Source organism: Fulvivirga lutimaris, assembly GCF_009711525.1.
Taxonomy (GTDB): domain Bacteria; phylum Bacteroidota; class Bacteroidia; order Cytophagales; family Cyclobacteriaceae; genus Fulvivirga; species Fulvivirga lutimaris.
Map to the genome: position 1 here is coordinate 1 of NZ_SMLV01000430.1, position 12817 is coordinate 12817.

The following is a 12817-nucleotide window of genomic DNA, read 5'->3' on the forward strand; positions in this document are numbered from 1 at the left end:
TTTTCCTGGTAATAGACTTAGGGGTTCTAAATAAGAACGCACACAAAATTTCTACTAAATCTGCTCTTTACCAGTCTATTTTTTGGGTAGTTATATCTATAGGATTTGGGTACCTTATTTATTGGTATGGAGATGGGGCTGACGCTTCGATTACTTTCTTTACTGCTTATCTCACAGAGTACGCCTTATCAGTTGATAATATATTCGTAATTCTTCTAATCTTAAGATACTTTGCTGTTAAGGATGAGTATTACCATAGCATATTGTTTTGGGGGATATTAGGAGCATTAGTTTTCAGAGCAATATTCATTTTCGTAGGTGCTTATTTGATCGGCCAGTTTTATTGGATACTGTACATATTTGGAGTGTTTCTTGTCTATTCAGGAATCAAAATCTTCTTCGAAGATGAAGAAGATGAAATTGATCCGGGTAAGAATCCACTATTAAAATTAGCGCGCAAGTACCTTAAAATCACTAAAAGTGATTTTGGAGGAAGGTTCGTTATATGGAGAAATAAAAAACTCTTATTTACACCACTCTTTTTGGTAATAATCTTAATAGAAACTACAGATTTAATATTTGCTGTTGATTCTATCCCTGCTGCATTTGCCATCACTCAGAATGAGTTTTTGATATACACATCAAACATTTTTGCCATTCTGGGCTTAAGAGCAAAATTCTTTTTGCTAGCCGGTATTATTGACAAGTTCTACTTGTTGCAAAAAGGACTTTCATTCATCCTGATTTTTATTGGAGCTAAAATGTTACTTGAAATTATCCATGTGGATATTCCTATTAACATCAGCTTTTTAGTAATAATAGTAGTGCTGGGCGGCTCAATAGTGATGTCTCTGATTATTCCTCAAAAGGAAGAGAAAGAAGATGAACCAGAAGAGAAAAACCTAGGTGCTGGAGAACAGGTCAATCCTGAGAAAGAACTCTTGTAATAGTCTCTTTCGGTATAACTTTCAACAAATTCTCATAGCTAAGAAATTCATCTGGTAGCATCACCACTCTAAAATGTGGTATGGATTGCAGAATGGCTAAAAAACGATTACGAATTAGTTGCTTATCATCTTCAGATAGCTCGGAAGAACTGCCTTTCTTAATTGTGGCTAAAAGCGTTACATCTTCAGCTACCAGGTTTTCAATTTTATTAATATGGTTGGAACACATTTTTATGAGCCTGCTCATGTACTCATCACTTACGGCAGCATAGTCTATTTTACCCTGAAGGCTATCAAGTTGACTCCAATTTTGAAGTAAAAAGCCTTCAACGGCAATCATACTTTCTTCAAGATCCTCATCAGAGAAGCCCAGACTTTCTTTAAAGGAAACCAAAAATTTTCTCTCAGCATCTTCTACTTTTTTATCTGACCAAACGGTAAGTATGGCCAGCTCAAGTAAAAACTTGCGGATAATCCACGGGTCAGATTCCTGCACCGGAATTTCCTGAATACCCATACCATGATCAAAATACTCCTTAGCCACCCTGCGCTTTTCAGCAGGCAATGTGGTGGTGGTGAGAAAATGCTCAAACAATGTTCTTTCCTCTTCCTCAACTTTTGAATTGGCATGTGCCGAGGCCGCTATTACTTTAACAGAGGTAAAACTCATTTCTTCTTTTTCGCTCTTAAAGAATTCTAGCAGAATATCATCTGGGTGCGTATGGCTCCATTGACCGAAAATATAGATATCAAGAAAGAGTTGGTTTCTGCTAAAGAAGTTTTGCCAGAAGTTATTCCTTTTAGATGTTATCTGTGAGATTCTCTTCTCTAATATTTGCTCGGTTAGCTCGTTGATATCTTTCTTTTTACCAAGCCAGGTTGTAGAAGAGATGCTAAGTTCTGGATAAACACCTTTATAGAAGTTATTGATGTTGGTAAGCGTTTTACTGATATGGTTATCAAAATCTTCTTCAGTTTCAATTTTTTCACCGGAGTAAAGTGCGGCTATATTGAGAAAGCTATCAGCCATTAAAACTTTAATGCCTTCATCCTCCGTCCAGGAATTTTCATTTTCAATACCAAAGGCGTTTACAGGGTGCCCGTACATGATACCTGTTGGCTGAATAATGCCATAAAAGGACTGATCTGGGTGCTTTCCTAACTTAGATTGGTTGAATTCTTTGGTTTTAAGAAATGCCGATTTTCGATACTTGATAAAGTCAGTAAGCCAACCTGATTTTGACGGATTCATTGTGAAAATTTACAATAAAAAGTTAACAATAAGAAAACCTTATTTTGGTATTGGCACTCCTTCGGTATGAGCTATTGACTGATACAGTTCAGATATTTTTTTAGTTACGGCACCTGTAGATTCTCCAATTTTTCTTCCATCTATCTGTAATACAGGGGTTATCTCTCCCATGGTGCCAGTTACAAATACCTCATCGGCAGTGTACATTTCAGAGATAGAAATCCTTTTTTCTTTTATTGGGATATTATTTTTCTCGCAGAGCTTGATGACATTGGCTCTGGTTATTCCAGGAAGGCAGCTGTCCGCAAAGGGAGTTTTTACTGCTCCTTTGCTTATAAAAAAGATATTAGTGGCATTTGTTTCTGAAACAAACCCATCAACATCCAGCATAACTGCATCTTCTACACCAGCAAGATTGGCCTCTATCTTTGCTAAAATGTTATTAATAAGATTATTATGATGAATTTTTGAATCAACACACTGCGGAGGATTTCTTCTAATAGAAGAGGTAATCAAACTGATACCATTATTATCGTAAACAGGTTTTTTCCACTCAGCTAGAACAATTAGAGTCGGACCATATTGATTAAAATGAGGACTCATACCCGAGGTCACTTTTTTACCTCTGGTTAGTGTTAGTCTAATATGCGACTCGTCATACATACCGTTGGCTTTAAGGGTTTTCATTACCTCAGCCTTGATTTCTTCCTTACTGGGAATCTGCGCAAAGGCCATGGCTTTTGCGGAGTTTACCATCCTATCCAGATGCTCATCAAGCATGAAAACTTTGCCATCATAAATTCTCAGTCCTTCCCAAACGGCATCACCACCCTGCACGGCACTGTCAAAAACAGAGATTTTGGCTTCTTCGCGTGGTAATAGCTCGCCATTAATATTTATAAGTATGTTTTCGTTTCTCGAGTCTGGCAATTTTATCATGTTCAATTAAGTTTTATAGCGTTGTCATATAAGTATTCATAATGAGGGATACACTCTTCGAGTAGTGGCATTACATGAGGGGGTACAGTTGCCTTTTTCTTGGTGTAAGGTTCAAAACCTGTTGACTTGTGTACATTTTGATACCAATGTTTGGCCCAAACACCATCCTCTTTCCGTGGCTTAGCCTCCCACTCAAGCATATGGGCCTCAAATTTAATTTTAAGTATGGTGCATAACTTCTTTAGTGTATTCTCCGGGTTTAAAAGCAGTTGACGAGAGTCTATCACAGCCGGAGTTCTTCCTTGGCTTTGTAGTTTTTTCAAAAGATCTACCTGCATTTTCAAACCCGTGTCTCTCATAATTGGGTTAGGAATCTGGTTCACTAATGAAGGCAGCATTTCCCTGGGATCCCTGATGAGAAACACATTGTCATAATCCAGCAGCATCTCGTCATTTAGCCCGATCCAGTGATGCGCCATATTTTTTAAGAATAATATTGGTGTTGTTTTAGCCTGCTTGTTTAGCTGATGAATTACCTTGAGCCCATCAGTTTCCATATTATTGATGACCTCCTGCTTTCCGGGGTGGTCAGCATCTGTCTTAGTTAGATAATGACCATATAGCGGTTCATCAACCACATAAGTATCAGAGCGCTGAGCAAAAGAATACATCAGGGCGGTTGAAACATTTCGCGGCCCTGACCAAAGCGAGATTATTTTCATTGGGGTGTAAGCTATTAAAATTGGAGAGTAAATACAATATGAATATCTTCAAGTTGCAATGCCCAGAAGTTTACAAAGATTAATTTTTGCTACAGCCCTATTTATCATCAGTATGTCACTGGGTGCTGTGGGTTATATTATAATTGAAGGCTTTGCACCTCTTGATGCCATCTATATGGCTGTTATAACATTTGCCACAGTTGGTTATAATGAAGTAAACACCCTTTCTAGCGATGGAAAGATATTTACCATCATTTTTATCATGGTAAATCTGGGCATCTTTGCTTATACAGTGTCGGTATTGTCTTCCTTCTTTTTTGAAGGGGAATTGAGGAGGGTCTTTAAAAATATAATAACTTCAAGAGACGTGAAAAAATTGAAAAACCATGTAATAGTCTGCGGTTTTGGGCGAAACGGCATTAAGGTTTGCGAAGAGCTGAGAAACGACAATATTGAGTTTATTGTCATTGAATCTAATACTGAAATCATCAACGCATTTCCTGAAGAGAAGAATTATTTTTTCATCAATGGTAATGCTACGCTTGATGAAGTTTTGTTGGAAGCGGGTATTAAAGAGGCAAGCACTATAATTTGTAGCCTCCCACTTGATGCAGACAATGTTTTTATCACACTTACTGCTCGTGAACTGAATAGGAAAATAAAGATTATCAGTAAGGCTAACGAGCCCACTTCGGAGAAAAAGCTGTATCGGGCAGGAGCAACTTATGTAGTAATGCCAGATAGGTTGGGTGGTATTCATATGGCCAATTTGATTACGAAACCATATGTTATAGAATTCCTCGAACTATTGAATGGTGTTGGTGATAGCAAACTGGTATTAGAGGAAGTGAGCCATGATAAACTCAAAGCTGAATATCAGAACAAATCACTACGCGAGCTTGATGTGCGCAATAAGACCGGAGCCACTATCATTGCTTTTAAAGATGAAGTAGAGGGTTTTATCTTTAATCCACACTCAGAAAAGGCAGTGCAGGAAGGCGATGTTTTGATTGTATTAGGTAATACCAAAAACATCGCTCAGTTTAAGCAGGTTTTTGTGGTTTGAGTTCATTAATATACATACGCTGGCGCGTATCTGTGATGCGTGACTTTATTCTAATTGCACACGTTAAAAACTAGCGCTAGTGGAGTTATCGGATCTAAATTTTATGAAAGAAAAAGTTACCAATGATATCATCAAAAGATGTTTATTATTTATTCATGAGCAAGGTGGAGAAGTTTCTCGATACTCATTTGATAGGTTCATTACCAAGAATATTAGAATAAATGAAAGCTTCAATCTTATACCAATGAAGTTAGACGAGGAAGGGCTGATCTCTATAACTAGGCAAGGACAGGAAATCAGAATTATACTTACATCAGCCGGAGCCAATAGACTTTTAGATTGATAAAAGAGGCATAGTAAGAATTATAAGATCAGCTAAAGGTTGCTTGCACCATAACTTATAAATCACTTAAACCCGATCTGCTTTCCCCGCCAACCTTTGGCTTCTATGTCCTCAGCGGTTTTTAGCACTTTGTCTTTTAACTGAGTTTTATAGGTCTCCAGATTTTTGGCTATTTCCTCATTAAAGGCTCCAATGATTTCAGCAGCAAGGATGCCAGCATTTTTAGCACCATCTAGAGCAACGGTTGCTACAGGTATGCCACCCGGCATTTGCAGAATAGAAAGAATAGAATCCCAGCCATCAATAGAATTGCTTGATTTTACAGGCACGCCAATTACAGGTAAAGTGGTAATAGATGAAACCATACCAGGTAAGTGCGCTGCACCGCCAGCGCCAGCAATAATTACTTTTAAGCCGCGCTCCTTAGCAGATTTAGCATAATCATACATGCGCTCAGGCGTTCTGTGCGCAGAAACTACCGTAAGCTCATATTCCACTTTAAGCTCTTCTAAAATTTCAGCAGCATCTTTCATTACTCTTAAGTCAGAGTCGCTGCCCATGATTATACCTACTAGTGGCTTACTCATAATCTATGCTTTTACTTTCAATGTATTTTTTACCAGATCAACAGCCTTTTTGAGAGCTGCTGTATCCTTATTTCTTATAGTAACATGCCCCATTTTTCTAAAGGGCTTGGTAGTCAATTTTCCATATAAATGGACATGCACCCCTTTTTCTGCCATTACCTTTTCAAGGCCTTCATATTTGGCAATGCCGGTAAAACCCTCTTCACCCAATAGGTTAACCATTGCTGAAGGTAGCAGAATATCTGTGTTGCCCAAAGGCAAATTGAAAATAGCTCTTAAATGTTGTTCGTACTGAGAAGTAAAGTTAGCTTCTATCGTTTGATGGCCACTATTGTGAGGGCGAGGGGCAATTTCATTGACCAGCACTTTTCCATCTTTAGTTACAAACATTTCTACCGCTAAAAGGCCAACCATTCCCAATCGGTTGATCACTGTCTTAGCTATCTCTTGAGCATCAGATTCTATATCAGCACTGATATCTGCTGGCGAAAACAAATACTCTACCATATTGGCTTCCGGATGAAAAACCATTTCTACCGCAGGAAAAGTTGTCACATCACCGTTCTCATTTCGGGCAACAATAACAGCTATCTCTTTTTCAAAATCTATCAGTTTCTCCAGTAAACTTGGTGCTTCAAAGGCCTTATCAAGATCGGCTTCAGTTCTAAGAATTTGAACACCACGGCCATCATAGCCTTCTTTTCCCAGCTTGTTAACCGCTGGCAGAAAGTTTTTATGGGTGATTACAGTTTCCTTATTATCGGTCAGGATAAATTCTGCGGTAGGTATATTATTATCTTGATAATACTGCTTTTGGATACGCTTGTCTTTTATCAGCTCGACAACCTCAGGTTGTGGATAAACTTTTACACCTTCTTTGGCCAATTGCTTCAGGGCATCCGTGTTTACATTTTCAATTTCAATGCTGATGAGATCGCAACCCTTACCAAAGTTGTAAACAGTATCATAATCGGTGAGCTTGCCAACAACAAATTCTGAAACTATACTTTTACAAGGAGCATTGGCGTCAGGGTCAAGGATTTTGATATCGATATTAAAATCCAGTGCCGACTGCACGAGCATTCTGCCCAATTGTCCACCGCCTAATATTCCTAGTTTTTGTTCCTGTATTCCTTTGGTCATTCTAATTCAATAGTATTTATCTTATCCCCAACCTCCATTTTATGGACTACATCCATGCCTTCAGTCACCTTTGCAAAGATAGTATAACTTCCATCTAAATGAGGAGTAGGTGAGTGTGTAATGAACCACTGAGTTCCCTCAGTGTCTTTACCTGCCGAAGCCATGCCCACACTTCCTTCTTCATATCTCAGGTTCGCAAATTCGGAACGGATCGAGTAATCTTCTCCTCCATAACCATCGCCACGATTACAGCCTCCTTGGATAACAAAATTAGGAACTACCCGATGAAAGTTCTTACCATTATAATAACCAGATTTGGCCAATGCAATAAAATTAACCACGGAACCAGGCGCATCATTTACCAGCATTCTTAGTTTAATTACCCCTTTGTCTGTTGAAATTTTGACAATTTGTTCTTTGTCTATGGTCTTTATCAATTCCCAATCTATAGGGTGATTATATTCATTTTCTGGAGCCACATATTCTTCATCGTTAAAGTGGGCGATTGCTCTATCGAGCATCTGAATAGCTTCTATATCCTTGGGCAGCTCAAGTGAGCTTCTTACTTCAGTTAAAAACTTCGCTGAATCATAAATGGCCTTAAAACCTAGTTCAGGACTAGTTATCACTGATCCCGCAATGGCTATCATAGCAATGTCCTTGGTTTCAATGGCCTGCTTAAAAATATCAGCAAATGGTGCTTCTAGTTTTTGAGGGAAGTTTTCATTGACACGCATTGTAGCTAAAGCACTAATACCTGCTGTGCCTATGGCCATATTTGTTTCAGCAAAAGTCTTTGTTACTACAAACTCATGGGCAAGTGGTGAGTTTCCTAAAGCGCCAAGAAGGTCAGCTTTGTAATAATTTGAAGTAGCATTATTGTACTCATTGATGATTGTTTCTATTATAGGCTGCTTGACTTCAGTAAGTTTTAGCAAAGTGCCTAAAAGTGTAGCGTTAATTCTGCCTGGCAAACCTTGTTTGGTTAAGGAGGTAATAGCCGCAAGATCTTCTTCAACAGCCTTGCTAGCCACTATTCCTGATGCTGTGATTCCAACATTTACATTTACATCATCCAAAGCCTCAAAGACTGTCGTTTTGATATCCTTAAATTCAAATTTTGATAAAGATCTTAATGCATTGACTCGTACTCTGTAATCAGAGTCTTTGGCTATAGCTATAAGAGCGTCCAATGATTTTGGTTCAATGGCATTGCCAAGTGCCAATGCACTGGCCATTCTCACAAATGGTGATTTGTCCTTAGAGGCAGATTTGATGATTAAGCCTGAACGACCTTTTAAATCTAAGTTTCTGCTTCTACCCAGAAAATGAGCAGCACCCAATCTTGTCATATATGAATTTGAACTATCTAGCAATGAAATGGCCAAATCAACCGAAATGCCGTCATGGACATTTCTGAGACCTGCTCTGTATAACCCCCACGCTAAACCTTGCTTATCATCAGAGGTTTTAAGCGGCCAGTACTGCAGCTGTCTTAATTTTTCCTGTGTAATTACTTTGCCCAATGATTCCAGTAACTGTTGCCTGACATATACACTGTCCTCCAATTCAAGGCTGCTGACAATTGGCGCAATGGCAGCAGTGTCCTTCATTTGGCCTAAGGCATAAGCCGCAGCTTTGCGCACTTTAGGAGAACCGTCATTTAAATTAAAGGCTACATTTTTGATGGCAGATTTATCCTGAATGGAACCAAATCCTAGGGTGGCCTCATATCTCAATGTGTCATTTTCATGCCTTAGATAGGGTAATAGCTGTTTGGAGCCTCTCTTATCTATGAGATCATAAATCTTAACCAATTCCTCATTTTCATATTTGTTAGAAACCGGGCTTTCAACTTTTTCAACCTGGCTCTGGCATGCAGATATGATTACAATCATCAGTGCAACGGGCCAGCTCTTAAATAATTTATTCATGCTAAAAATTTGTGCTAAGTTATGGCTTTAATGTGATACGTCTTTTATGGTCTTCCAGATGTGATCAACCCAGTCAAAATGCTCATGTTTCATTAGGCAACTTCTAAGGCACGTCACATAATCCTGATCCTTTTCTACATCATTCCATGAGCTTGAAAGCAGTTTAACCGGAATTTTGATCAATGCCAGGTGAACTCCTTTTTTAGCAGCCTTCTCAAAAACATCACTTGATTTGTTACTTATGCTGCTCAAAGAATCTCCTTTAGGAGCCCAAACAACAATATCTATTTCAGGCTTGAATAAAGAGATTGATGTTTCGTCATTTTCAATAAGGTTATACAGCTTTAGAGCTGCCTCATGACATTTTTCCAATCCTTGCGCAAATTCACCTTTTGGTATGATTGGGAAGTATTTCATAGTCGCCCAAAGCGCTACAGCTGCAGCGCCAGCGCGTGAGCATTCAAGGCTAATTTCACCTAAATGTAGTTCTGCAGAGCTGAAATAGGTATAGGGTGAATCATGTTGATAATAACCACCAACAAGAGCGTCTTTAAAAATTATGCACCCACAACCATAGGGTTGCAGGCCATGCTTATGTGGGTCAATCACAATGCTGTCAGCATGATGAATATTCGCATACTGATCAGCAGTTTCAGGATCGAGGTTTTCAGCTAACTTAAAATAACCTCCATAGGCGGCATCCACATGGATTCTGAAATGATACTTCTTCTGAAGCGCAAGAATTTTGGTCAACGGATCAACAGAGCCTGTCCCGGTAGTGCCTAGTGTGGCTACTACTGTTCCAACATTTTTGGTTTTGAGCAGGTCTTCAAGAGCCTCCAGATCCATTCTGCCTAATTGGTCACAGCTTACTTTAGAGAAGCCCAGACCAACTACTTCAGAAATACGCTCATGAGTATAATGCGCCATTTCTGAGGCAACAACAATTTTATCTGGATGGATTTTTCTGGCAATCCAAAGTGCTTCCATATTGGCCATGGTGCCACCACCTGTCAAATGACCAATATGCTCATCCCAACCAAACATTTTAGCGATATCAGCTACGGCTTCTTTTTCCATTGCTGAGCTCGCTCTTCCTCCATCTAAGGCATGATTGTTTGGATTGATGTGCATGGCCAAAGTGTAAGCCATTCGGGCAATTGGGTGTGGAGGCTTTAACATTTGGCCTGCATAATTGGGATCAAAATAAGGATAGTTGTCACCCATTTTATTAGCAACATCAGACAGAACCTTCTCCAGAGAATTATAATTTATGTCTGTCTCATGTATTGGATATCCAAAATTTCTTTGGAGTTTTTCTAATGTAGCACCTAATATTTCGAGTTCTTTTTGCCCTTGCATAGGTCAATAATACCGCATTTAAAGGGCAATGCAAACTGGTTTTTAAGGAAAGGATAATTTTTGGAACAATGTTTGGTTATGTTTGGGTAGACCAAACAATGGGTGTTATGAAAATACTACTAACTATGATCAGCCTAGGGTTGCTATTAACTTTTGGCGCATGCTCGATTTCTAATGATGGGCCTATTGGTCCACAAGGTCCACAAGGTCCACAGGGTCCAACTGGTCCACAAGGATTAGATGGAGAAGAAGCTTATGTTTTTGAATATGAAGGTGTCTCATTCACGGGACCCGATTATGAAGTTGTGTTGCCATATGCAGATGACTTTACAGCATTGACTTCAGATGTAACATTGGTCTATTTACTATGGGGAACAGATGAAGTAGATGGTGAGACAGTTGAAGTGTGGAGGCCACTTCCGCAGTCAATTATCACGGCTAATGGATTGTTGCAATATAATTTTGACTTCACCATTTATGATGTGAAATTATTTTTAGACGCACAATTTCCATTAGACAACTTGACTGCTCAAGATACTGATAACTGGGTAGTAAGGATAGTGGTAGTTCCTGGAAAATTCTGGAACGGTAGAAAAGGATCGACACCAAGTTACGATGAGGTTGTGGAGTTATACAACCTACCAGACCTTGGCGGTCATGAAAATATAATTGAGAGAAAGCAATAAATAAAAAAGGGCCATAAGGCCCTTTTTTATAGCATCTTAATACCCATTTTTGCCATGAGGGCACTGGCGTTAAAGCTTTTACAGATACCATCATCCAGCTTGTAAGGAAAAATAATTTCAGTGCCATTGACCTCACTGTTAAAACTGTAGTTGGTAACGTTATTTAACTCCTTTTCAAGCTTACCCAGTTCTAGATCATGTGTTGAGATTAATCCAAATGCGCTGGTTGTAGAAAGCTGTTTGGCCAAAGAAACAGCACCATTGTGACGGTCATGAGAGTTAGTGCCTTTTAATATTTCATCCAGCATGAATAAAACAGGCTTACCTTTTTCAACTTCATCAAGCAGGGCTTTTATCCGCTGAAGTTCAGCATAGAAGGAAGAAACATGTTCTTCCAAATTGTCCTCAGTTCGCATGCTGGTAAATAACTGCAATTCAGAAACAGTAAACTTCTTGGCACAAACAGGAGCACCTGAAAGGGCAAGGGCAATGTTTACACCCAAAGTTCTTAGGAAGGTACTTTTCCCAGACATGTTAGATCCTGTAATTATGGTAAGAGCTCCTTTGCCGCTTAGTGCATAGCTGTTGCTTACTCTTTCATGTTTTTTAATCAGGGGATGGGCAATGTCTTCACCTTTCAATTGATAATCTTCTGAGCTAATAGATGGAAATGAGAAACTAGGATTGCTGTAGGCCAATCCGCTTAAACTGCAAAGAGCTTCAAACTCACTTATAGAATCGAACCAAAGAGAAACATCTGCGATGTTTTTGCTTTTCCAACGCTCTGCCATAAACATGATGTGTAAATCGAACAGCGTTAATGAATCAATGAAGAAATAGAAGAAATTGGCTCTTGCGTTTAAGAAATCTAGTATCTTATATAAATTGAGGATAGCATTAGATGCCTTTTTACCCTCACTAATCAGTTGGTCTCTCAACGAATTCAAAAGCTCACTTTCAAAATTTGAGTCTTCCAGATGTTTTATTAGGGCGCCATAACTAGCGAGTAAATTGATATGATCAGAAACGGATAAAGTTAGGTTTTGAATGTGTTTACTGAAACGGCTCAAAACAATTCCGTTTAGGGTAATCATGCCTAGTATATAGTAGAAACTAATATCGGCAGCAAAGTACAGAATGACGGTGCTTAATGTGATTACTGGAAGTGCCCATGCCAATATGTTGTAAGCTTTATTGTAAACATACGGTTCATTGATCCACTTTATAAGCAGTTCTGGATTGGCCTTTTCATTTTTATGATGCAATCCGCTGGCCTGAAATTTTTGCCTCCAGTCTATTTTTGGACTTAATTCTTTAACAGCTTTTTGCCGGCTTTTAATGACTTCCTTTTTTGAAAATTTTGATAGCCATTGGGCCAGTTTTCTTCTGCCACCATTTGTAGTAGATCGGTTGACTAGCTGATATATGGAGTTAGAACCAAAAATATCTAAGTCGTTGATGTATTGATGAGTTTTATCTTTAAAATAGGCACCATCTTCCTGATCTCTTAAATCACCATTGAATATTTTGAGCTCATCTTCATTAATTTTTTGAAGGATGTTTTCCTGCTTACGCTTATAAGATATTCGCCTATGCATTTTGACAAAAAGCCCGAATACAAAAGGAAAAGAAATTGCTGTAATTCCTAACGGATACCCCATTTTGGCATTGGCGAAATATACTGCAAGCACCAGGTAAAGAAGGAAAATGAAAATTCGGCCAAAGGCAATAAAATTATATTGCTTATTTAACCTTGTCCATTCAAGTTTATGGTGGTTAAGTTTTTCCTGAAATATAGATTCTGGAGATGTCATCAGTTTCAATTTAGCGCATTAG

The 12817-nt window shown here is 38.7% G+C and carries 12 protein-coding genes; 4 read left to right on the forward strand and 8 right to left on the reverse strand.

Annotation, left to right across the window (positions count from 1 at the left end; translation table 11 throughout):
• Positions 1 to 947, forward strand: a 947-nt coding sequence (locus tag E1140_RS18905) for a TerC/Alx family metal homeostasis membrane protein (protein ID WP_155187822.1), incomplete at its 5' end; no start/stop codon positions are given.
• On the opposite strand, the gene E1140_RS18910 is transcribed toward E1140_RS18905, so the two are convergent.
• From E1140_RS18910 to E1140_RS18920, 3 genes are read right to left on the reverse strand one after another with little or no spacing between them, the layout of a single operon-like run.
• Positions 922 to 2199, reverse strand: a complete 1278-nt coding sequence (locus E1140_RS18910; RefSeq protein ID WP_155187825.1) for a TerB family tellurite resistance protein — start codon at positions 2197 to 2199, stop codon at positions 922 to 924. The genes E1140_RS18905 and E1140_RS18910 overlap by 26 nt on opposite strands.
• A 39-nt stretch (positions 2200 to 2238) precedes the next feature.
• A complete protein-coding gene (locus tag E1140_RS18915; protein WP_155187828.1) occupies positions 2239 to 3138 on the reverse strand; it encodes an aminotransferase class IV in 900 nt (299 codons plus the stop codon).
• 2 nt (positions 3139 to 3140) lie between these two features.
• Complete coding sequence (locus E1140_RS18920; protein ID WP_155187830.1) at positions 3141 to 3860, reverse strand: sulfotransferase-like domain-containing protein; 720 nt, start codon at positions 3858 to 3860, stop codon at positions 3141 to 3143.
• A gap of 112 nt (positions 3861 to 3972) precedes the next feature.
• Here E1140_RS18920 and E1140_RS18925 point away from each other — a divergent pair, with 112 nt between their 5' ends.
• Both E1140_RS18925 and E1140_RS18930 read left to right on the forward strand, forming a co-directional pair.
• Complete coding sequence (locus tag E1140_RS18925; protein WP_246203043.1) at positions 3973 to 4926, forward strand: potassium channel family protein; 954 nt, start codon at positions 3973 to 3975, stop codon at positions 4924 to 4926.
• 103 nt (positions 4927 to 5029) lie between these two features.
• Complete coding sequence (locus E1140_RS18930; RefSeq protein WP_155187834.1) at positions 5030 to 5269, forward strand: hypothetical protein; 240 nt, start codon at positions 5030 to 5032, stop codon at positions 5267 to 5269.
• Positions 5270 to 5331: 62 nt separating this feature from the next.
• On the opposite strand, the gene purE is transcribed toward E1140_RS18930, so the two are convergent.
• Genes purE through E1140_RS18950 form a run of 4 tightly spaced genes read right to left on the reverse strand, consistent with a single transcriptional unit; the run spans position 5332 to position 10295 of the window.
• Positions 5332 to 5856, reverse strand: coding sequence for a 5-(carboxyamino)imidazole ribonucleotide mutase (purE, locus tag E1140_RS18935; protein ID WP_155187837.1), 525 nt, complete (start codon positions 5854 to 5856; stop codon positions 5332 to 5334).
• 3 nt (positions 5857 to 5859) lie between these two features.
• On the reverse strand, positions 5860 to 6999 hold the full coding sequence (locus tag E1140_RS18940; RefSeq protein ID WP_155187840.1) for a 5-(carboxyamino)imidazole ribonucleotide synthase: 1140 nt from the start codon (positions 6997 to 6999) through the stop codon (positions 5860 to 5862).
• Entirely contained in the window at positions 6996 to 8933 is a 1938-nt protein-coding gene (locus E1140_RS22060; RefSeq protein ID WP_155187843.1) for a peptidylprolyl isomerase, read from the reverse strand. Before E1140_RS22060 ends, E1140_RS18940 begins: the two co-directional genes overlap by 4 nt.
• A gap of 27 nt (positions 8934 to 8960) precedes the next feature.
• Positions 8961 to 10295 carry a pyridoxal phosphate-dependent decarboxylase family protein gene (locus E1140_RS18950; RefSeq protein ID WP_155187846.1) on the reverse strand — a complete coding sequence of 445 codons (1335 nt, stop codon included), beginning with the start codon at positions 10293 to 10295 and terminating at the stop codon, positions 8961 to 8963.
• A gap of 107 nt (positions 10296 to 10402) precedes the next feature.
• Here E1140_RS18950 and E1140_RS18955 point away from each other — a divergent pair, with 107 nt between their 5' ends.
• Complete coding sequence (locus tag E1140_RS18955; RefSeq protein WP_155187849.1) at positions 10403 to 10981, forward strand: collagen-like protein; 579 nt, start codon at positions 10403 to 10405, stop codon at positions 10979 to 10981.
• Between the two features lie 26 nt (positions 10982 to 11007).
• Here the strand turns inward: E1140_RS18955 and E1140_RS18960 are convergent, their stop codons facing one another.
• On the reverse strand, positions 11008 to 12795 hold the full coding sequence (locus E1140_RS18960) for a MutS-related protein (protein ID WP_155187852.1): 1788 nt from the start codon (positions 12793 to 12795) through the stop codon (positions 11008 to 11010).
• Positions 12796 to 12817 lie beyond the last annotated feature (22 nt).